The organism is Pseudomonas sp. TH31, from assembly GCF_016650815.1.
Lineage (GTDB): Bacteria > Pseudomonadota > Gammaproteobacteria > Pseudomonadales > Pseudomonadaceae > Aquipseudomonas.
In genome coordinates, this window is sequence record NZ_JAEKEZ010000005.1 from 150,116 (window position 1) to 171,413 (window position 21,298).

Annotated in this window: 14 protein-coding genes and 5 pseudogenes; all 19 read left to right on the plus strand. The window is 61.2% G+C overall.

The features are described from left to right. The first annotated feature begins 130 nt into the window (after positions 1-130). Positions 131-1,342: a precorrin-6y C5,15-methyltransferase (decarboxylating) subunit CbiE gene (gene cbiE / locus JFV26_RS02355; protein ID WP_201189384.1), complete on the plus strand. Its 1,212-nt coding sequence runs from the start codon at positions 131-133 to the stop codon at positions 1,340-1,342. Next, entirely contained in the window at positions 1,335-2,432 is a 1,098-nt protein-coding gene (locus JFV26_RS02360; protein WP_201189386.1) for a cobalt-precorrin-5B (C(1))-methyltransferase, read from the plus strand. The genes cbiE and JFV26_RS02360 overlap by 8 nt, the downstream gene beginning before the upstream one ends. Beyond that, on the plus strand, positions 2,429-3,175 hold the full coding sequence (locus JFV26_RS02365) for a cobalt-precorrin-6A reductase (protein WP_201189388.1): 747 nt from the start codon (positions 2,429-2,431) through the stop codon (positions 3,173-3,175). The genes JFV26_RS02360 and JFV26_RS02365 overlap by 4 nt, the downstream gene beginning before the upstream one ends. Before the next feature lie 45 nt (positions 3,176-3,220). Then, the gene (locus JFV26_RS02370) at positions 3,221-3,511 is read left to right on the plus strand and encodes an addiction module antidote protein (RefSeq protein ID WP_201189391.1); all 291 of its coding nucleotides are present in this window, start codon (positions 3,221-3,223) and stop codon (positions 3,509-3,511) included. Positions 3,512-3,609: 98 nt separating this feature from the next. Then, positions 3,610-4,008 carry a DUF2946 domain-containing protein gene (locus JFV26_RS02375; RefSeq protein WP_201189393.1) on the plus strand — a complete coding sequence of 133 codons (399 nt, stop codon included), beginning with the start codon at positions 3,610-3,612 and terminating at the stop codon, positions 4,006-4,008. Between the two features lie 48 nt (positions 4,009-4,056). Beyond that, a pseudogene (locus JFV26_RS02380) lies at positions 4,057-4,535 on the plus strand (copper chaperone PCu(A)C). 21 nt (positions 4,536-4,556) lie between these two features. Continuing rightward, positions 4,557-4,982: a DUF2946 domain-containing protein gene (locus JFV26_RS02385; protein ID WP_201189397.1), complete on the plus strand. Its 426-nt coding sequence runs from the start codon at positions 4,557-4,559 to the stop codon at positions 4,980-4,982. A gap of 248 nt (positions 4,983-5,230) precedes the next feature. Further along, a pseudogene (locus JFV26_RS02390) lies at positions 5,231-7,347 on the plus strand (TonB-dependent copper receptor). Positions 7,348-7,494: 147 nt separating this feature from the next. Continuing rightward, complete coding sequence (locus tag JFV26_RS02395) at positions 7,495-8,874, plus strand: PepSY-associated TM helix domain-containing protein (RefSeq protein ID WP_201189399.1); 1,380 nt, start codon at positions 7,495-7,497, stop codon at positions 8,872-8,874. A 151-nt stretch (positions 8,875-9,025) separates the two neighbouring features. Then, complete coding sequence (locus JFV26_RS02400) at positions 9,026-11,146, plus strand: TonB-dependent receptor (RefSeq protein ID WP_201189401.1); 2,121 nt, start codon at positions 9,026-9,028, stop codon at positions 11,144-11,146. 273 nt (positions 11,147-11,419) lie between these two features. After that, a pseudogene (locus tag JFV26_RS02405) lies at positions 11,420-12,207 on the plus strand (ABC transporter ATP-binding protein). Then, the gene (locus JFV26_RS02410; protein ID WP_201189403.1) at positions 12,204-13,151 is read left to right on the plus strand and encodes an ABC transporter substrate-binding protein; all 948 of its coding nucleotides are present in this window, start codon (positions 12,204-12,206) and stop codon (positions 13,149-13,151) included. Before JFV26_RS02405 ends, JFV26_RS02410 begins: the two are co-directional and overlap by 4 nt. Then, a complete protein-coding gene (locus JFV26_RS02415) occupies positions 13,148-14,158 on the plus strand; it encodes a FecCD family ABC transporter permease (protein ID WP_201189405.1) in 1,011 nt (336 codons plus the stop codon). The genes JFV26_RS02410 and JFV26_RS02415 overlap by 4 nt, the downstream gene beginning before the upstream one ends. Positions 14,159-14,554: 396 nt before the next feature. Beyond that, positions 14,555-15,820 carry an urea ABC transporter substrate-binding protein gene (urtA, locus tag JFV26_RS02420; protein WP_201189407.1) on the plus strand — a complete coding sequence of 422 codons (1,266 nt, stop codon included), beginning with the start codon at positions 14,555-14,557 and terminating at the stop codon, positions 15,818-15,820. Between the two features lie 163 nt (positions 15,821-15,983). Beyond that, on the plus strand, positions 15,984-17,486 hold the full coding sequence (urtB, locus tag JFV26_RS02425; protein WP_201189409.1) for an urea ABC transporter permease subunit UrtB: 1,503 nt from the start codon (positions 15,984-15,986) through the stop codon (positions 17,484-17,486). Next, on the plus strand, positions 17,486-18,565 hold the full coding sequence (urtC, locus tag JFV26_RS02430; RefSeq protein WP_201189411.1) for an urea ABC transporter permease subunit UrtC: 1,080 nt from the start codon (positions 17,486-17,488) through the stop codon (positions 18,563-18,565). The genes urtB and urtC overlap by 1 nt, the downstream gene beginning before the upstream one ends. After that, complete coding sequence (urtD, locus tag JFV26_RS02435; RefSeq protein ID WP_201189413.1) at positions 18,562-19,431, plus strand: urea ABC transporter ATP-binding protein UrtD; 870 nt, start codon at positions 18,562-18,564, stop codon at positions 19,429-19,431. The genes urtC and urtD overlap by 4 nt, the downstream gene beginning before the upstream one ends. A 252-nt stretch (positions 19,432-19,683) precedes the next feature. Beyond that, positions 19,684-20,381: pseudogene (gene urtE, locus JFV26_RS02440) on the plus strand (urea ABC transporter ATP-binding subunit UrtE). Between the two features lie 30 nt (positions 20,382-20,411). Further along, positions 20,412-21,249: pseudogene (locus JFV26_RS02445) on the plus strand (urease accessory protein UreD). Positions 21,250-21,298 lie beyond the last annotated feature (49 nt).

Below are 21,298 nucleotides of genomic sequence, written 5' to 3' on the forward strand. Positions count from 1 at the left end.
AGGGGGCGACCGGCAGAGTGGGAAAGGCGCTTCGCGGGCGAAGGCGCGGTATTATGCCTGCTTTGTCAGGCGGCATGAAAAGCCTGCCCGTCGGAACAGTCCGTTTGAGGACTATTTTTGAGGACTGTAGATGTCACCCTGGCTGACAGTAGTGGGAATCGGTGAAGACGGCTTCAAAGGCCTGGGCAAAAATGCCCGAAGGGCTCTGCTGGGCGCTTCGCGGATCATTGGCGGCCAGCGCCAACTGGATTTGTTGCCGGTGTGCATTCGCGGCGAGCGGCAATTGTGGCCCAGCCCGTTTTCCCTGGGACCGGTGCTTGAGCGTCATGGCGAACCGGTTTGCGTGCTGGCCAGCGGCGATCCTATGTTCTTCGGCGTCGGCGCCAGCCTTGCGCGGCACGTGCCCGCCGAACAGATGCTGATCCTGCCAGCACCCTCTTGCTGCTCCCTCGCGGCGGCGCGCATGGGCTGGCCGTTGCAGGACGTGGTGACGCTGTCAGTGGTGGCCCGTCCGGTCGCCGCGCTCAACGCGCAGTTGTTCAGTGGCGTGCGCTTGCTGGTGCTGAGCAATGACGGACAGAGCCCGACGGCCATTGCGGCGTTGCTGCGTGAACGTGGTTTTGGGCCGAGCCGGCTGACCGTTCTGGAACATTTGGGCGCTGATACCGAACGGCGAATCGACGGCGTTGCCTGCGACTGGACCTCATCAGGCGTTGCCGATCTCAACGTGATCGCCATCGAATGCATCGCCGAATCCGGCACCGCGCGGCTTTCTCGCCTGGCCGGTCTTGCGGATTCAGCCTTCCAGCATGACGGCCAACTGACCAAACGCGACGTGCGCGCCATCACCCTCGCCCGCCTCGCGCCGACACCCGGCGAACTTCTGTGGGACGTCGGCGCCGGCAGCGGCTCGATCGGCATCGAATGGATGCGCGCTCACCCGAGTTGCCGGGCATTGGCCATCGAGGCCGATGACAGTCGGCAACGGTTGATCGAACACAACCGCGATGCCCTTGGCGTTCCAGGCCTGCAATTGATTCGCGGCAGCGCGCCGCAAGCCTTGGCCGGGCTCGAGCGCCCGGACGCGATTTTCATTGGCGGCGGCGTGACCCGCGACGGCGTGCTCGACACCTGCTGGTCTGCGCTGAAACCCGGCGGCAGGCTGATCGCCAATGCAGTGACCCTGCAAAGCGAAATGACCCTGATGGCCTGGCGCGAACAGCAGGGTGGTGAGTTGACCCGCATTCATATCGCTCAGGCGCAGCCGCTGGGCGAGTTCGACACCTGGCGTCAGGCGTTGCCGATTACCTTGCTCGACGTGACGAAGCCGTTCGATGCGTGACGAAACCGCCGAACAACCTGCGCCCCTGCGCAGCGGCCTGACCACCGGCAGCTGCGCCACGGCTACCAGCCTCGCCGCTGCGCGACTGTTGCTCAGCGGCATGGCTGCCGACGCCGTGGAAATCGTTTTGCCCAAGGGCAAACAGGTGCAGATGCGCCTGGAGTTCTGCCGATTGATTGAGGACGGTGCCGAAGCCGGAACGATCAAGGATGCAGGTGATGATCCAGACGTGACGCACGGGGCGCTGCTCTATTCCCTGGTGCGGCTGGGTGCGGAGCCGGGCATTCGATTTATTGCGGGGCGGGGCGTCGGCACTGTCACCCGGCCGGGCTTGGTGTTGGCCGTTGGCGAACCGGCGATCAACCCGGTGCCGCGCAAGATGATCACCGATCACCTGACCTTGCTGGCCGAAGAACTCGATTATCACGGCGGTTTCGAGGTCACGGTCAACGTCGAAGGTGGTGAAGCCCTGGCGCTGAAAACCATGAACCCGCGCCTGGGGATTCTCGGCGGACTGTCGATCCTCGGCACCAGCGGCATCGTCCGGCCGTTTTCCTGCGCGGCCTACATCGCCTCGATCCACCAAGGCATCGACGTCGCCAAAACCAACGGCTACCTGCACATCGCCGCCTGCACCGGCAACGCCAGCGAAGACACCATGCGCCGGGTCTACAGCCTGCCGGAAATCGCCCTGATCGAAATGGGCGACTTCGTCGGCGCGGTGCTCAAGCATGTGCGCAAAGTGCCTGTGGACAAACTCAGCATTTGTGGTGGCTTCGGCAAGATCAGCAAACTGGCGGCCGGGCATATGGATTTGCACAGTCGGCATTCAAGCATCGACCTGCCGCAACTGGCTGAATGGGCGGCTACGATGAGGGCTGATGCCTCTTTGCAGCAATCGATCCGAGAGGCCAATACCAGTCAGCAGGCATTGGCCATGGCCAGCGCGGCCGGGATCGCGCTGGGTGATGAGGTGTGTCGGCATGCCCTGGAATTTGCCCGTAGCGTGGTGCCGGCGCAGGTTCAGGTCGAGGTGTTTGCGATTGATCGCCAGGGCGGGATTGTCGGGCATGCGGGAGCTTTTCAATGAAGCGCCTGTTGTTGCTCGGTGGCGTCACCGAAGCGCTGGCCATCGCCCGAACACTTGGGCCGGAACATATTTACAGCCTGGCCGGCGTTGGTCGGGTGCCGACAGACCTGACCTGTCAGGTTCGCGTCGGCGGTTATGGTGGGGCGCAAGGCCTGGCGCAGTTCATTCGAGATCAAGGCATTGAACTGCTGCTCGACGCGACCCATCCCTACGCCGCACAAATCAGCCAGAACGCCGCGAACGCCGCGCAATTGAGTGGCATCCCGTGCTGGGCGCTTCGGCGTCCGGCCTGGCAACCACAGGCTGGGGATGACTGGCGGGAAGTCAGCGACTGGGCCGAATTGATCGAGGCGCTGGAACCCTTCCACCGACCGCTGTTCACCCTCGGTCGCGAGCCTTTGCAGCATCTGCAGGAAATCCCCCCGGAGCAGTTCTGGACCTTGCGTGCACTCGACGTTTACCCCGGCAACGAACGCTGCGAAGTCATCGGCGCCCGTGGGCCGTTTGTGATCGAGGATGAACGCGAACTGTTCGAGCGTCGGCAGATCGACGTGCTGATCAGCAAAAACAGCGGCAGTACCGCCACCGAACCGAAGCTTGAAGTGGCGCGTGAGCGTGGAGTGCCGGTGTTGCTGTTGAAGCGGCCGGTGTTGGCGAGGGTTGAGCGGGAGTTTGGATCGGTCAAGCAAATGCTGGAAGCCCTGAACTTTCAATACTATTCCGAAGGTAATTCTGCGAATTAGCTGGCAAATTTTTAGGAAAGAGACATCGGTAATGAGGAGTCAGTCATGACCGAACAATTCACCCGCTTCGACGCTGCCGAGTTTCTCAAGACACCGGAAGAAATGGCCGCTTACCTGGATGCTTGCTTTGACGAAGATGCAGACGATGGAATCCTCATACGCGCTGCGCTCAACGACATTGCCCGGGCACAAGGCATGACCCAAGTCGCTCGTGATGCGGGCCTGGGTCGCGAGAGTCTGTACAAAGCGTCAGGCAGCACTGGCAATCCGGAATTCGAGACTATCATGAAAGTCATGAAAGCCTTGGGTCTGCGTCTGCATGCTGTTGCGCTCTGAGCATGCTGCGACACCGCACCGCACGCCGCTTTTTTACTTATCGGTCCTGATCAGGCTAAATAGCCACGCCTGATCGCCCACCCAACCGGATTTATCCCATGTCCCGACAACGGCTTGCATTTGCCTGGATCGCCTGCCTGGCAGTGCTGTTCAATATGCTCGCCATGCCGTTGACCGGAGCGATGGAGCAGTCGGCGAAATCACCCGCCGAGCAATTGCTGTGGGGCAGTTTCTGCACGTCCAGCGGCACCAGGATGGTGGCAATTTCCCTGGGCACGGTCGAGCACAAAGCCCCGCAGAACGACGATCATTCCAACATGCAGCATTGCTGGTGCTGCTCGGGTTCTGCGCCGTTGGTGGCGTTGCCGGGGCATGTGCCGCAGTTGTATTTCGCGCGGTTCGAGGCCAATCCAGGCCTGCCGCCCGCCTCTCTCGATACGCCGACACCGCGCCAGCAATGGCCGAGTCTCAACCCCCGCGCGTCCCCTCTGGTGTGACTCCTTCTCGCAATTGACCTGCGTTTTGAATCGTTCCGGAGAACTGCCATGTTGAACAAAATCATCGTTCTGGCCGCATTGCTGCTGCCTGCCTGTTTTGCCAATGCTCACGAATACAAGGCCGGCGAGCTCGAAATCGCCCATCCGTGGTCGCAAGAACTGCCACCGAACGCGCCAACCGTGGCGGCTTACTTCGTGATTCACAACAACGGTAAAATCGCTGACCGTTTGCTGAGCGTTGACTCGCCGATTTCCAGCGAAGCCCAGTTGCATGAGCACGTCATGCAGAACGATTTGATGAAAATGCAACAAGTGCCGAGCGTTGAAATCCCTGCCGGCGGCAACGTCACGTTTGCGCCGATGGCCTATCACGTGATGCTGCTGAACCTCAAGGACCGCAGCCTGTTGAGCGACGGCAAACACTTCCCGTTGACCCTGCATTTCGAGAAGTCCGGTGACGTGACGGTTGAAGTCGCAGTGCAAAAAAGGCCCCGGACAGCCTGCAAGGGCACATGCACGCCCAGTAATCGCCAACATAAAACACGCCCATGCACGCCTTTAGCGCCAGGTCATCCGTGCGCCGCCGTCAGCCCCTGAGCCTGACCCGCGGCAGCTGGATCAGCCTGTTCGCCATGTTGATGATCTTTATCGGCCCACTGATTTCTCAGTCGATGCCGATGAATCAACGCGCCTCGATGTCGATGTCGATGTCCATGAACATGTCGATGGACATGAGCATGGACGGGCACAGCGAGCATGCCCAGAAACAAGCCGCCGAGCATCACGCGCTCTGGGAAAAATGCGGCTATTGCAGCCTGCTGTTCAACTGCCCGGCGCTTACGGGCGGGCAGTCCTTCACGGCGTTCGATACGCCTCACGCCACGACCTTCACCACACCTGCCACCCGCCTGGGCCATCCCCGGCAAACCTTCTTCCCCGGCGCTCGAACCCGCGCCCCGCCTATCGCTTCGTAAACACGCCCCCGATCTCACACGGTCAGAAGACAGCCAAAGGCTTGATACCGGTCGGTTAAGGATTTGAACTCCGCAGTTCTTGTGGGGGGGTGAGCTCGCTCGCGATCACGGTCGTGCATTCAACACTTGTGTTGCCTGTCAGTCCGCTATCGCGAGCAAGCTCGCTCCCACATGGACCGCCCTTAACTTTCCGGGATTGCGCACGCGCTGCCGGCCGTGTCGTTTACGACTGTTCGATGGAAATTTTCATGTCCCGCTTTTCTACTGACACACGCTTGAGCTGCACCCCGACATCCTTTGCCCTGAACGAATCCCGACTTCGTTTCAGGCACGCTATCGCCGTCCTTTGCGGCGTTTTGCTGACCCCTATGGCGTTGGCCGATGAACACCCCGACCACGCCGAAGAACTGAGCCCGACCGTGATCACCGCCATCGCGCCAAGCTCGCCGCTGACCATCGTCACCAACCCCAAAGACCCGCGCCAACCGGTACCGGCCAGCGACGGTGGCGACTATTTGAAGACCATTCCCGGCTTCGCCCTGGTGCGCAATGGCGGCACTAACGGCGATCCGGTGTTGCGCGGCATGTTCGGCTCGCGGCTGAACATCCTCACCAACGGCAGCATGATGCTCGGCGCCTGTCCCGGCCGGATGGACGCACCAACCTCGTACATCTCCCCCGAGACCTACGACAAACTCACCGTCATCAAAGGCCCGCAAACCGTGCTCTGGGGGCCGGGCGCATCGGCCGGCACAGTCCTCTTCGACCGGGAGCCGGAACACTTCGGCGAACTCGGCACCTGGGTTAATGCCAGCGTGCTGGCCGGCTCCAACGGTCGCTTCGACAAAGTAGTGGACGCCGCTGCCGGCGGTGCTCTGGGCTACGTGCGGGTGATCGGCAACACCGCGCATTCAGACGACTACAAGGACGGCAACAACGACACCGTCGCGTCGCGTTACGACAAGTGGAACGGCGATGTCGCGGTGGGCTGGACCCCGGACGCCGACACCTTGCTGGAGCTGACCGCCGGCAAGGGTGATGGCCAAGCACGTTCCGCCGGACGCGGTATGGACGGTACGCAGTTCAAGCGTGAAAGCCTGGGCTTGCGGTTCGAGAAATCCAACATCGGCGAGGTGCTGGACAAGATCGAGGCACAGGTCTACTACAACTACGCCGACCACGTGATGGACAACTACACCCTGCGCACGCCCTCCGGCACCGGGATGATGGCAGGTCCCATGGCTTCCAATGTCGACCGCCGCACCCTCGGCGCACGGATCAAAGCCACCTGGCACTGGGCCGATGTGCAGTTGATCAGCGGCCTCGACGCGCAGACCAACGAACACCGTCAACGCAGCGCCATGGGCGTCGACACCTACAAAGACCAGCCCTACACCAAGGACGCCGACTTCCATAACTACGGCGCATTCGGCGAGCTGACCTGGTACGCCGCCGACCGTGACCGGCTGATTACCGGCGCACGCGTGGACCGTGCTTCGGCCAAGGATTATCGGCAGGCCATCGGCTCCGGGATGATGAGCATGCCGAACCCGACTGCCGACCAGACCCGCGCCGACACGCTGCCGAGCGGTTTCGTCCGTTACGAGCACGACTTGGCCGACAGCCCGACCACGCTCTACGCCGGCCTCGGCCACAGCCAGCGTTTCCCGGATTACTGGGAGCTGTTTTCGCCGAAGTCCGGCCCCGCCGGTTCGGTGAATGCCTTTGATTCGATCAAACCGGAAAAACCACCCAGCTCGACTTCGGCCTGCAATACAAGACCGAAGACCTCGAAGCCTGGGCCTCGGGTTACGTCGGTCAGGTGCGTGATTACATCCTGTTCAACTACACGCCAACCATGATGGGCACCACCTCTCAGGCGCAGAACATCGACGCGCGAATCATGGGTGGCGAACTCGGTGCTGCTTACAAACTGACCTCCAACTGGAAGGCCGACGCGACCCTGGCCTATGCCTGGGGCAAGAACAGCAGCGACGGTAAAGCGCTACCGCAAATGCCGCCGCTGGATGCGCGCTTCGGCCTGACCTACAGCGAAGACAACTGGAGCGCCGGGGCTTTATGGCGCGTGGTCGCGGCGCAAAACCGCATCGACCAGAACAAGGGCAACGTGGTCGGCAAGGACTTCGACAAGAGCTCCGGGTTCGGCGTGTTCTCGTTGAACGGCGCGTACCGCATCAACAAAAACTGGAAGGTCAGCAGCGGCGTCGACAACTTGTTTGGCAAGGCATACGCCGAGCATTTGAACCTGGCAGGGAATGCCGGTTTCGGCTACCCGGCCAATGACCCGCAAGCCATCAACGAACCGGGGCGCACGCTCTGGACCAAGGTGGACATGAGTTTCTAACAACAAGAAGTCAAAAGATCGCAGCCTTCGGCAGCTCCTACATGGGCAAGAATGCCGCAGCAATTGCGGGAGTACACACATCCCGCAGGAGCTGCCGGAGGCTGCGATCTTTTCAAGACACTTGAATCGCCAAGCGGAGCAAACCTGATGACAAAGCCCAAACCGAATTTCTACAACCTGGCCTGGCGTTGGCATTTCTATGCCGGGTTATTCGTCGCGCCATTCATGGTGATGCTGGCCGTGACCGGCACCATTTACCTGTTCAAACCGCAACTCGACCCGCTGATGTACGGCAGCCTGATGAACGTCCCGGCCGGACACCACACGGTATCCGCCGATGACTTGGCCAAGCGGGTGAAAGAGGCCTATCCACAAGGCCAGATCAAACAATACCTGCCGCCGCTCAACGCCGGACGCAGCGCGCAGTTTGTCGTGATAAACGGCGGTCACGAGCTCAACGTCTTCATCGACCCGTACCACGGCGACATCCTCGGCGAGCAAGACGCCAGGAAAAACCTGCAAGCCCTCGCCCGGGCGATTCATGGCGAGCTGATGATCGGCACCGTCGGTGATCGGCTGGTGGAACTGGCCGCTGGCTGGGGCGTGGTGCTGGTGGTGTCCGGGGTATTTCTGTGGTGGCCGCGCGGCCAGTATGCCGGCGTGTTGTGGCCACGTTTCAGCCGTCGCGGTCGTGTGCTGTGGCGCGACCTGCACGCCGTGACCGGATTCTGGGGCGCGGCATTCCTGCTAGTGATGCTGCTCAGCGGCATGACCTGGACCGGTTTCTGGGGCAAGCAATACGCCGAAGTCTGGAACCGCTTCCCGGCGGCGATGTGGAACGACATGCCAAAATCCGACGTCGAGGCCCGAAGCCTCAACAGCGCCGCGCGCCAGACCGTACCCTGGGCCATGGAAAACACGCCGATGCCAATGTCCGGCGACCATGCCGAGCACATGGCCCACGACGCCGCGCCGGTCGGTCCCGCCGCGCCGAGCATCAGCCTGCAAGACGTACAACACATCGCCGAGCAAAGCAAGGTTGAACCGGGCTACAGCATCACCCTGCCGACCACCGCCACCGGTGTGTTCACCATCGCCGTGTTCGCCGACGACCCGCGCAACGACGCCACCCTGCACGTCGATCAATACACCGGCAAGGTCCTCGCCGACGTGCGTTACGAGCAGTACGGCGCCGTCGCCCGGGCCACGGAAATCGGCGTGATGCTGCATGAAGGCAAGATGTTTGGTGCGCTCAATCAGATCATCGTGCTGCTGATCTGCCTGATGATTCTGCTCAGCGCCGTCAGCAGCGTGGTGATCTGGTGGAAGCGTCGGCCAACCGGCCAGTTCGGTGTACCGCCGTTGCGCCACGACCTGCCGAAATGGAAAACCGGCGTGGCGATCATGCTGGCGCTGGCGGTGATTTTTCCGCTGGTGGGGGCTTCGTTGATTGTGGTGTGGCTGCTGGATCGGCTGCTGCTGTCGCGCCTCAACCGACAAACTGAATCGGCCTCATCTTCATCATGAGTCAGGCGAGATGCGCGCATTAGAGGGATCTGTAGACTTCGCGCGCTTATCTCTCGGCCGTTTTTAGTGTTACTGTATAACACTAATTCGCCGCCCCGCCCGCGACAGGCATGTTGCGGGTTTTCTTTTGCAGAAGTGATTCACCGCCCCGATGAACAAGTACCTCGTGTCCAGCCTTTGCCTGTTTGCCTTGAACCACACTGCTCAGGCGCAAACGTTGACGTTGCCCACCGGCAGCATCACCGCGCAGGCGAATGACGACGAAACCGTCAGCCTCACCACCCCGACTACCGCCGGTTCGCGCCTGAACCTCACCGCGATGGAAACCCCGGCCAGCGTCGAAAGCCTGAGCGGCGAGCAGGTCCGCGTGCGCGGTGATCGCAGCGTGCAGGACGCGGTATCGCGCAGCACCGGGATCAGCCGCACCGGCACGCCGGGCGATGGCGGCACGTCGTTGTCGGCGCGGGGTTTTACCGGGCAGGGCTCGGTGATGCAGTTGTATGACGGCAACCGGATGTACAGCGGCATGGGCACCGTGACGTTCCCGGTCGACACCTGGTCGGTGGAGCGCGTCGACGTGCTGCGCGGCCCAGCGTCGGTGTTGTACGGCGAAGGCGCGACCGGGGCGGTGGTCAACGTGATCCCGAAAAAACCCTTTGAAGGCGAGATCGAAAACCATCTGCGCGTCGGCTACGGTTCCTACGACAGTCAGCAGCAAGCCTTCGACAGCGGCGGTTCGCTGACCGATACCTTGAGCTATCGCCTGAACCTCAATCGCCTGCGCAGCAACGGTTGGGTCGATCGCGGTGATTCCTCCAGCGACTTCATCAGCGCCGCCCTGCGCTGGCAGGCCACGGACGATTTGACGTTCACCCTGGCCCACGATTACGGTGATCAAACGCCGATGAATTATTTCGGCACGCCGCTGATCAATGGCCACTTCAAGGACAGCCTGCGGGACAAGAACTACAACGTCAGCAACGACAAGCAGCACTACAACGATCAATGGACGCGGCTGACCAGCGACTGGCAAATCTCCGACAACGTCAGTTCGAGCAACGAGCTGTATTACCTCAAGGCCCAACGCCGCTGGCAGAACGCCGAGAACTACAACTTCGACCGCGACACCCAGCAGCTCAGCCGCAGCGGTTATTTTGGCATCGGCCACACTCAGGAACAGGTCGGTGATCGTCAGACGTTCACCTTCAAACACACCCTGTTCGGCCTCGACAGCCAGACTGTGACGGGCGTCGATTACAACCGCATCCGCTTCCAGCTCGACAGCAACTCGCCGTTCAACGATGTGCTGGCGGGCAGGCAACCGCTGGATTTGTATCACCCGCAACCGGGTCGTTTTGAAAGCGCCGATCCGTATCGCAGCCAGTTCCAGAACACCACCAAACAGATGTCAGCCTTCGCTGAAAACCGCACGCAACTGAGCGAGCGCTGGTCGCTGGTGACTGGCGTGCGCCGGGATTACGTGCACGTGGATCGCACCGATCTGATCAACGACAGCCAAAGCGACAAGACCCTGACCGGCAATAACTGGAAGGCCGGACTGGTGTTTGCCGTGACCCCGGATACCTCGCTCTACGGCCAGTACGCCACCAGCACCGACGGCGTCGGCGGCTTGATTTCCCTGAGTCCGAACCAGCAGCATTACGATTTGTCGACGGCGAAACAGACCGAAATCGGCCTGAAGCAATTGTTCTGGGACCAGCGTGGCGAGTTCACCCTGGCGGCTTATCACATCGTCAAAAAGAAACTGCTGACCGACGACCCTAGCAACCCGACGCTCAAGCAGCAGGTCGGCCAGCAGTCGTCGAATGGGTTGGAAGCGAGCCTTGATCTGCAACTGCCGCATGCGTGGCAACTGCAAGCCAACGCGGCGATTGTCAAAGCCAGGTACGACGATTTTTCTGCGGTGGTGGACGGTGAAACGTTGTCGTATAACGGCAATCGCCCGACCGATGTACCGCGCCGTACCGCCAATCTGTGGCTGAGCAAAGCGATCAATGATGATCTGAAGGCTGGGGCGGGTGTGCGCTATGTCGATGCGCGGTTTGCGGACATGGCGAACCGGAATGAGTTGCCGAGTTACACCGTGGTGGATGCGACGTTGGCGTGGAAAGCGTTGCGCAATACGACGTTGGGGTTGCAGGTGAACAATCTGTTTGACCGGACGTATGCGCAAAGCCAATACAATGGAGGGCAGCAGTGGATTTTGGGGGAGCCGCGGTCGTTTTTTGTCACGGCGGATTATGCGTTTTGATTCAAGAGCCAGTCCTCACCCCAGCCCCCCCCAGAGGGGAGAGGGGGAAAGGGAGCCGATCTCCATGCTGTTCAAAACCTGAGTTCGGCTCGAATGCTCAAACCTGAGCTCGACTCGATTTTTTCAACCTGAGTTCGACTCGGTAGTTCAGGTCGATGTAACTCCAAGAACACCTCGGTCAGTCCCCTCGCCCCTTTGGGGAGAGGGTTAGGGTGAGGGGGTCGATCCAACTGATACACACAGCAATCACAATCACCACCCAACGGACCCCGCATGACCTCGCTCAACCTCACCCACCTCGCCTGGACACCCCTGGGCCACGGCCACTGCTATCACCAGTTCCAGCTGCGTGATGCCTCGTTGCACGTGGCTGCCGGTGAGTTTGTCGGGTTGATCGGCCCCAACGGCAGCGGCAAAACCAGCCTGCTGCGGTGCGCCTATCGCTTCAGCAAACCCGACAGCGGCGAGGTCTGGCTCGAGCACCACAACGTCTGGAAGCAATCCTCGCGCTGGTGTGCGCAACGCATTGCCGTGGTCCTGCAAGAATTCCCCGACGCCTTCGGCCTCACCGTCGAAGAAGTGATCGCCATGGGTCGCACGCCACACAAAAGGCTGTTCGATGGCGACACCCTCGAGGACCGAAACCTCGCCACTCAGGCCCTGGAATCAGTCGGCCTGAAAGGCTTCGAAGACCACGCCTTCGCCACCCTCTCCGGTGGTGAAAAGCAGCGCGTCATCCTCGCCCGCGCCCTGGCGCAACAACCACAATTGCTGATCCTCGATGAGCCGACCAACCACCTCGATCCACGCTATCAGCTCGAACTGCTGCAACGGGTCAAACGCCTGAACATCGGCACCCTGGCGAGCATCCACGACCTCAACCTGGCCGCCGCTTTTTGTGATCGGCTGTATGTAATCAACCACGGCCGCATCGTCGCCAGCGGCACACCCGAAGAAGTCCTGACCGCGCCGCTGCTGCGCGAAGTCTTCGGCGTCGAAGCGCTGATCGATGAACACCCCTCCACGGCTACCCACGAATCACCTGGATCACCCAACCATGACTGTGCGTTCCCTGCTGTGCATCGCTCTGTTGCTGGGCACTGCCCAAGCCTGCGCCGAGGCGACGAAATACCCGCTGACCGTCCAGAGTTGCAACCGCGAAGTGACGTTCAAGCAAGCGCCGAAACACGCGGTCAGCCACGACATCAACATGACCCAAATGATGCTCGCCCTCGGCCTCAAACCGTCCATGGCCGGTTACAGCGGCGTGACCGGCTGGAAATCCGTCACGCCCCAGATGCAGGCCATCCTCGACGGCCTGCCGGAGTTGGCGGCCAAGTACCCGTCGGTGGAAACCCTGCTCAACGCCAACGTCGATTTCTTCTTCGCCGGTTGGGATTACGGCATGCGCGTCGGCGGCGACCTGACGCCGCAGACGCTGCAACCGCTGGGCATCAATGTCTACGAGCTGACCGAGTCTTGCGCCTTCGTCATGCAGCGCCCGGCGGCCAGCCTCGACGATACCTACAACGACCTGCGCAACCTCGGCAAAATCTTCGACGTGCAGGACCGCGCCAATGGCTTGATCGCCGAGATGCAGGCGCAAGTCGCGCAAGTGCACAAAGATCTGCCCGCCGACAAACCCCGCGTGTTCCTCTACGACAGCGGCGAAGACCGGGCCATGACTTCCGGGCGTCTCGGCATGCCGCAAGCGCTGATCGATGCGGCGGGCGGGCAAAATATTCTCGATGACGTCGAGGCCAGTTGGACCCGGGTTAACTGGGAGAACGTGGTCGAGCGCAATCCGCAGGTCATCGTGATCGTCGACTATGGCGAAGTCACCGCCGAGCAGAAAGAGCAATGGCTGCGGAGCAACAAAGCCCTGCAATCGGTGGACGCGATCAAGAACCAGCGCTTTATCGTCATCCCGTACGTGCAAGCTACGCCGGGGATCGACAATGTGTTGGCCGTTGAAACCCTGGCCAAAGGGTTCCACGGCGAATGATCGATCGTCGCTATGCATTGTTGCTGACCGCCCTCGGCGCGCTGTTGCTGGTGTCGTGTGTGGTGTCGCTGGGCTTCGGTCCGGCGCGTGTGCCGGTGGACGTGGTGTGGCGGATTTTGCTGCACAAGCTCTTCGGGTTCGGCGTGCCTGATTGGGCCGCCGGGCAGGAACATATCGTCTGGCTGATCCGCGTGCCACGCATGTTGCTCGGGGCTTTGGTGGGTGCCGGGCTGGCGTTGATCGGCGCGGTGTTGCAAGCGGTGACGCGTAACCCGCTGGCCGATCCACACTTGCTTGGGGTGACGTCTGGCGCCACGTTGGGCGCGGTGATTGTGGTGCTGCATGTCGGGGAGATTGTCGGGTTGCTGACCCTGCCGATTGCGGCGTTTATCGGCGCGTTGGTGAGCATGTTGATCGTGCTGATGATCGCCAATCGCAATGGGCGGCTGGACAGTGACCGGTTGCTGCTGTGCGGCGTGGCGGTGTCGTTCGTGATGATGGCGATTGCCAATTTTCTGCTGTTTCTGGGGGATCATCGCGCGAGTTCGGCGGTGATGTTCTGGATGCTTGGCGGGCTTGGGTTGGCGCGCTGGGAGTTGCTGGCGGTGCCGGCGGCGAGTGTGTTGCTGGGGTTGGTGCTGCTGCTGGGGATGGCCCGGCCGTTGAATGCGTTGATGGCGGGTGAGCAGACTGCGGTGACGCTGGGGCTCAATGCCCGCACGGTGCGGTTGCGGGTGTTTTTGATCGCCTCGCTGATGACCGGCGTGCTTGTTTCGATCAGTGGCTCTATCGGGTTTGTCGGGCTGATGGTGCCGCACATGTCCCGGCGTCTGGTCGGCGCGGAACATCGCCGATTGCTGCCCGTTTGCGTATTGCTCGGCAGCCTCTTCCTCGTTTGGGTCGACGTCGCCGCCCGCACCCTGATCGCCCCCGAAGACTTGCCGATTGGCGTCGCCACCGCAGCCATCGGCGGCCTGTTCTTTATCGGCCTCATGCGCCGCCGCTGATCACACAAACACACAATGCCCCGTAGGAGCTGCCGAGTGAAACGAGGCTGCGATCTTTTGATCTTAAAAAAATCAAGGTCAAAAGATCGCAGCCTCGTTTCACTCGGCAGCTCCTACGGGGTTCTTCGTAGTTCACAGATTCCGTGCACAACACAAATCCACTGTGGGAGCGAGCTTGCGCCCACAGGATTGTGCATTCCTTCGCCCCGATGTGGCGCATCCCGATGCACCGCCGTCCTGACCCCGTCCTCTTATGGTGCGCTACCCTCCCCGCACAACCGCTCTAACACGACATTTCCTTATCAAAACCCGACCGGGCACAGCCCTTGCTAAAGACACTGTCAGTAGTCCGCCTCTGCCAACCAAAAAAAATCAAATGTTCTCGGAGATCGCACAATGAAGCGTCGCAGCTTGATCAAGGCTTTCACACTCACGGCATCCATTGCCGCGATGGGCATGACCTGGACTGTCCAGGCCGCAGAGACCATTAAAGTCGGCATCCTGCACTCCCTGTCCGGGACCATGGCGATCTCCGAAACATCCCTCAAAGACATGGCGTTGATGACCATCGACGAAATCAACGCCAAGGGCGGCGTCAACGGCAAGATGCTGGAACCGGTGGTGGTCGACCCGGCCTCCAACTGGCCGCTGTTCGCCGAAAAGGGCCGCCAGTTGCTGACCCAGGACAAGGTGGCCGTGGTGTTCGGTTGCTGGACCTCGGTGTCGCGTAAATCGGTGTTGCCGGTGTTCGAAGAGCTCAATGGCTTGCTGTTCTACCCGGTGCAATACGAAGGCGAAGAGATGTCGCCGAACGTGTTCTACACCGGCGCCGCGCCGAACCAACAAGCGATTCCGGCGGTGGAATACCTGATGAGCGACGAAGGTGGCAGCGCCAAGCGCTTCTTCCTGCTGGGCACCGACTACGTCTACCCGCGCACCACCAACAAAATCCTGCGCTCGTTCCTGCACTCCAAAGGTGTAGCGGACAAGGACATCGAAGAGGTCTACACCCCGTTCGGCCATGCCGATTACCAGACCATCGTGGCCAACATCAAAAAATTCTCGGCCGGCGGCAAGACCGCCGTCATCTCGACCGTCAACGGCGATTCCAACGTGCCGTTCTATAAAGAGCTGGCCAACCAGGGCCTGAAAGCCACCGACGTTCCGGTCGTGGCGTTCTCGGTGGGTGAAGAAGAACTGCGCGGCATCGACACCAAACCGCTGGTGGGCAACCTCGCGGCGTGGAACTACTTCGAATCGGTCGAGAACCCGGTGAACAAGAAGTTCGTCGCCGACTGGAAAGCCTACGCCAGGAAACACAACCTGCCGGGCGCCGACAAAGCGGTGACCAACGACCCGATGGAAGCCACTTACGTCGGCATTCATATGTGGGCGCAAGCGGCTGAGAAGGCCAAGTCCACCGATGTCGACAAAGTCCGCGAAGCCCTGGCCGGCCAGACCTTTGCCGCGCCGTCCGGTTACACGCTGACCATGGACAAGACCAACCACCACCTGCACAAGCCGGTGATGATCGGCGAAATTCAGGCCGACGGTCAGTTCAACGTGGTGTGGCAGACCGAAGGGCCGGTCCGCGCCCAGCCGTGGAGCCCGTTTATCGATGGCAATGACAAGAAGCCGGATTATGCGGTGAAGAGCAACTAAGCCACTGGGTGTCAGGCCCTGAATCCCCAACTCAGGCCTGACGCAATTCCCTGTGGGCGCGAGCCTGCTCGCGAAGACTCCAGCACATTCGACATCTATGTGCCTGATACAGCGCATTCGCGAGCAGGCTCGCTCCCACAAAATCCGCGCAAGGCGACTGTCCATGCCCACTGCCCTTTACCGACTTATCCTCGCCCTCGCGCTGCTGTTGCCGATGGCTACCCACGCCGGTGACGCCGAAGACTTCGTCGCCGCCAATCCCGTGCAGCAAGCCAAACTTCTGGAAACCTGGGCCGCGCAGCCCGAGCCGGCCCGTGTCGAACTGATCAACGCCTTGCAACAAGGTGAACTGACTGTCGACGGCCAACCGAAAACCCTGCGCCTGAATAACCGCCTGCGGGGTCTGATCGACACCGCGCTGGCCAGCCACCAGTTGCTCGCCGCCGACGCCAACATCCGTCTGGCCGCCGCGCAGCAATTGCAGAAAAGCGCAAAACCGGCGCAGCTGAAATTCCTCGACCAGCAATTGGCTGGCGAAAAAGATGAAAGCGTTCACGCCGCCCTGGGCCTCGCGCTAGCCAACCTGCAATTGGTGGACACCGACCCGGCCGTGCGCCTCGCCGCCGTGCGCTTGCTCGGTGAAACCGGCGATCCGCTGGCGCGTACGCGCCTCGAAGGTCTGCTCGAACCCGGTGTCGAAGCCGATGCCGGCGTGCGCACCGCCGCCGAAACCAGTCTGGCCCAGGTCAAACACAAACTGCTGATCGGCGAGATTCTCGGCGAGGCCTTCAGCGGCATGTCGCTCGGCTCGATCCTGCTGCTCGCGGCATTGGGACTGGCGATCACGTTCGGCCTGCTGGGCGTGATCAACATGGCCCACGGCGAGATGCTGATGCTTGGCGCCTACTCGACGTATGGGGTGCAACTGATGTTCCAGCGCTTCGCCCCGCAAGCCATCGAGTTCTATCCGCTGATCGCATTGCCGGTGGCGTTTTTCGTCACTGCCGCCATCGGCATGGCGCTGGAGCGCACGGTGATTCGGCACCTCTACGGCCGCCCGCTGGAAACCTTGCTCGCGACCTGGGGCATCAGCCTCATGCTGATTCAGCTGGTTCGATTGGTGTTCGGCGCGCAGAACGTTGAAGTGGCCAACCCGGCCTGGCTCTCGGGCGGGATTCAGGTGCTGCCCAATCTTGTGCTGCCGTACAACCGCATCGTGATCATCGCCTTCGCGCTGTTCGTGGTGGTACTGACCTGGCTGCTGCTGAACAAGACGCGCCTGGGTCTGAACGTGCGCGCCGTCACCCAGAACCGCAACATGGCGGCGTGCTGCGGCGTACCGACCGGGCGCGTGGACATGCTCGCCTTCGGCCTCGGCTCGGGCATCGCCGGCCTCGGCGGTGTGGCGCTCAGCCAGATCGGCAACGTCGGCCCGGACCTCGGTCAGAGCTACATCATCGACTCGTTCCTGGTGGTGGTACTCGGCGGTGTCGGCCAGTTGGCCGGTAGCGTGCTGGCGGCGTTCGGCCTCGGCATCGCCAACAAAATCCTCGAGCCGCAAATCGGTGCCGTACTCGGCAAGATCCTGATCCTCGCGCTGATCATTCTGTTTATCCAGAAACGTCCGCAAGGCCTCTTCGCACTGAAAGGACGGGTAATCGACTGATGAACCAGCCTCTTATGGTCACCGCCTCGCAAAAGGCCGGCCCCAAAGTCACCCTTGCCATCGGCGCGGTGATCCTTGTTTTGCTGTTGGCGTTGCCGCTGCTGTCGCTGTTATCGCCGGTCAGTGTTTTTCACGTCTCGGCCTACACGCTGACGCTGGTGGGCAAGATTCTTTGTTACGCCATCGTCGCCCTCGCCCTCGATCTGGTCTGGGGTTACGCCGGGCTGTTGTCACTGGGTCACGGCCTGTTCTTCGCCCTCGGCGGTTACGCCATGGGCATGTACCTGATGCGCCAGGCCTCGGGCGATGCCTTGCCGGCGTTCATGACGTTTCTGTCGTGGACCGAATTGCCGTGGTACTGGACCGGCACCAGCAGCTTCCTCTGGGCCATGTGCCTGGTGGTGCTGGCGCCGGGGTTGCTGGCGTTGGTGTTCGGCTTCTTCGCCTTCCGTTCGCGGATCAAAGGCGTGTATTTCTCGATCATGACCCAGGCCCTGACGTTCGCCGGGATGCTGCTGTTTTTCCGTAACGAAACCGGGTTTGGCGGCAACAACGGCTTTACCAACTTCCGCACCATTCTCGGGTTTGGCATTACTGAGCCGGGCACTCGCGCGGTGTTGTTCTTCGCCACGGTGGTGTTGCTGGTGGCGAGTCTGTTTATCGGCTGGCGCCTGGCGCAGAGCAAGTTCGGTCGGGTCCTGACCGCGTTGCGCGATGCGGAAAACCGGCTGATGTTCTGCGGTTACGACCCACGCGGTTTCAAGTTGTTTGTCTGGGTGTTGAGCGCGGTGTTGTGCGGCTTGGCCGGTGCGTTGTACGTGCCGCAAGTCGGGATCATCAACCCGAGCGAAATGTCGCCGACCAACTCGATTGAAGCGGCGGTGTGGGTGGCGTTGGGCGGTCGCGGCACATTGATCGGTCCATTGCTCGGTGCCGGCGTGGTCAACGGCATGAAGAGCTGGTTCACCGTGGCGTTCCCGGAATACTGGCTGTTCTTCCTGGGTGCGCTGTTCATCGTCGTGACCTTGTATCTGCCTGAAGGCGTGATCGGCCTGCTGAAAAAAAGGAGTGGACAATGAGAGTCACTGCCACGGCGCAATTCATGCTCGAACCGGCCTTTTTCCCTGTGGAACCGAACAAGGACGCCGGCAGCAGCCGCGACGCCATCGGCCTCGGCCAACGGGTCGGCCCCGGTCTGGATACGCGCCACGGTACGATCCTGACCCTGGAAGACATCAGCGTCAGTTTTGACGGCTTCAAGGCGTTGAACGCTCTGAACCTGTACATCGGCGTCGGCGAATTGCGCTGCATCATCGGCCCCAACGGCGCGGGCAAGACCACACTGATGGACGTGATCACCGGCAAGACTCGGCCGAGTCACGGCAAGGCGTGGTTTGGTGAAACCATGGATTTGACGCTGATGAGCGAAGTGCAGATCGCCCAGGCCGGCATCGGCCGCAAGTTTCAGAAGCCGACGGTGTTCGAAGCCTTGAGCGTGTTCGAAAACCTGGAGCTTGCGCAGAAAACCGATAAGTCGGTTTGGGCCAGCTTGCGGGCTCGCCTGAGTGGTGAACAGAAAGATCGCATCGCCGAAGTCCTGGAAACCATCCGCCTGACGGCCTCGGTCAATCGCCCGGCGGGGTTGTTGTCCCATGGGCAGAAGCAGTTTCTGGAAATCGGCATGTTGCTGATGCAAGACCCACAATTGCTGCTGCTCGATGAACCGGTGGCGGGCATGACCGACGCCGAAACCGAATTCACCGCTGAGCTGTTCAAGCGCCTGGCCGGCAAGCATTCGCTGATGGTGGTGGAGCACGACATGGGCTTCGTCGGCTCGATTGCCGACCACGTCACCGTGTTGCATCAGGGCAGTGTGCTGGCGGAAGGGTCGCTGGAGCAGGTACAGGAAAACGAACGGGTGATCGAAGTGTATTTAGGCCGGTAGCTCGCATTCTGTAGGAGCCGTAGGAGCCGTAGGAGCCGTAGGAGCTGTCGAGTGAAACGAGGCTGCGATCTTTTGATCTTCAGCGATGCCAGAAAAGATCAAGATCAAGATCAAGATCAAAAGATCGCAGCCTCGTTTCACTCGACAGCTCCTACCAGCCCCTACCAGCCCCTACCAGCCCCTACCAGCCCCTACCAGCTCCTACAAGAGCCGATTACGAGCCGGATTGTGTGGAACAGATGGAGTTTGAACATGCTGCAAGTCGACAAGCTGCACCAGTACTACGGCGGTAGCCACATCCTGCGCGGCCTTTCGTTTGAGGTGAAGGTCGGCGAAGTCACTTGCCTGCTCGGGCGTAACGGCGTAGGCAAGACCACGCTGCTCAAATGCCTGATGGGGCTGTTGCCGTCCAGGGAAGGCGCGGTGAATTGGGAAGGTAAGCCGATCACCACGTTCAAACCGCATCAACGGGTGCACGCCGGGATCGCCTACGTGCCTCAGGGTCGGGAGATTTTCGGCCGGCTGACCGTGGAAGAAAACCTGTTGATGGGCCTGTCGCGGTTTCCCGGCAGCGAGGCGAAAGAAGTCCCGGCGTTCATCTATGAGTTGTTTCCGGTGCTGCTGCAAATGAAGCAACGGCGCGGCGGTGACTTGTCCGGTGGCCAACAGCAGCAACTGGCAATCGGCCGGGCCTTGGCCAGCCGTCCGCGCTTGTTGATCCTCGACGAACCTACCGAAGGTATCCAGCCCTCGGTGATCAAGGAGATCGGCGCGGTCATCAAGAAGCTCGCGGCCCGGGGCGACATGGCGATTTTGCTGGTGGAGCAGTTCTACGATTTCGCCGCCGAACTGGCCGATCAATACCTGGTGATGTCCTGGGCGAGATCGTGCAACAGGGTCGCGGAGAAAATATGGAAGCCGAGGGTGTGCGCGGTCTGGTTACGATCTAGTCTGTAGCGTCCTAACGATCATTAGAAATTATGAATTTACCTGCCCCTACTGTCCTGTTTACCCCGAGCTGGCACGCCGAGCTGGAGCTGGGCTACGCCCGTTTCGGCGACAGCACGCGCCCGGTCCAACGCCGGCACAAAGGCCCGCTGCGGGTGCAAAAGCACCTGTACGCCGAAGGGCCCGAGGTGTGCCAGCACATCATCGTTCACCCGCCGGGCGGGATTGCCGGGGGGATCGGCTGGACATTTCGGCCAGCGTCGGCACTGACGCCTGGGCGCAAATCACCAGCCCGGAGCGGCCAAGTGGTATCGCGCCGCCGGCCCCGCTTATCAGCAGCTGGAGTTGAAAGTGGCGGCGGGTGCAACACTGGAATGGCTGCCCCAGGAGACGATCATTTTCAGCGCGGCCCAGGCTGAACTCAGCACCTCGATTGACCTTGAAGGCGATGCGCGGTTGTTTTACTGGGACGTGGTGGCGCTGGGTCGCCCGGCCAGTGGCGAGCGTTTTGACCTTGGGCATTTTCAGGCACAGCTGGATATTCGCCGCGACGGCCAGTTGCTCTGGCACGAACGTCAGCGCATTGTCGGCGGTGATGGATTGCTCGACTCGCCGATCGGGCTGGACGGACAACCGGTGTTTGCGACGTTGTTGGTGACCGGGGAGATCGACAGTGCACTGCTGGAAACCTGTCGCTCGCTGCCCAATGACGTGCGCGGGGATTTGACCCAGTTGCCGGGGTTGTTGGTGGCGCGGTGCCTGGCCAGTGAGGCGTTGTTGGCACGGGGTTGGCTGATCGAATTATGGCGATTGCTCCGCCCGGCGCTGCTAGGCCGCCAAGCCGTGCCCCCAAGAATATGGAGCACCTGAACACCAATCCCCCTGTAGGAGCTGGTAGGAGCTGGTAGGGGCTGGTAGG

Bases quoted from the DNA above. Each gene is read 5' to 3' on its own strand.
- cbiE (WP_201189384.1), top strand. From the start codon at position 131: ATGTCACCCTGGCTGACAGTAGTGGGAATCGGTGAAGACGGCTTCAAA.
- JFV26_RS02360 (WP_201189386.1), top strand. From the start codon at position 1,335: ATGCGTGACGAAACCGCCGAACAACCTGCGCCCCTGCGCAGCGGCCTG.
- JFV26_RS02365 (WP_201189388.1), top strand. From the start codon at position 2,429: ATGAAGCGCCTGTTGTTGCTCGGTGGCGTCACCGAAGCGCTGGCCATC.
- JFV26_RS02370 (WP_201189391.1), top strand. From the start codon at position 3,221: ATGACCGAACAATTCACCCGCTTCGACGCTGCCGAGTTTCTCAAGACA.
- JFV26_RS02375 (WP_201189393.1), top strand. From the start codon at position 3,610: ATGTCCCGACAACGGCTTGCATTTGCCTGGATCGCCTGCCTGGCAGTG.
- JFV26_RS02385 (WP_201189397.1), top strand. From the start codon at position 4,557: ATGCACGCCTTTAGCGCCAGGTCATCCGTGCGCCGCCGTCAGCCCCTG.
- JFV26_RS02395 (WP_201189399.1), top strand. From the start codon at position 7,495: ATGACAAAGCCCAAACCGAATTTCTACAACCTGGCCTGGCGTTGGCAT.
- JFV26_RS02400 (WP_201189401.1), top strand. From the start codon at position 9,026: ATGAACAAGTACCTCGTGTCCAGCCTTTGCCTGTTTGCCTTGAACCAC.
- JFV26_RS02410 (WP_201189403.1), top strand. From the start codon at position 12,204: ATGACTGTGCGTTCCCTGCTGTGCATCGCTCTGTTGCTGGGCACTGCC.
- JFV26_RS02415 (WP_201189405.1), top strand. From the start codon at position 13,148: ATGATCGATCGTCGCTATGCATTGTTGCTGACCGCCCTCGGCGCGCTG.
- urtA (WP_201189407.1), top strand. From the start codon at position 14,555: ATGAAGCGTCGCAGCTTGATCAAGGCTTTCACACTCACGGCATCCATT.
- urtB (WP_201189409.1), top strand. From the start codon at position 15,984: ATGCCCACTGCCCTTTACCGACTTATCCTCGCCCTCGCGCTGCTGTTG.
- urtC (WP_201189411.1), top strand. From the start codon at position 17,486: ATGAACCAGCCTCTTATGGTCACCGCCTCGCAAAAGGCCGGCCCCAAA.
- urtD (WP_201189413.1), top strand. From the start codon at position 18,562: ATGAGAGTCACTGCCACGGCGCAATTCATGCTCGAACCGGCCTTTTTC.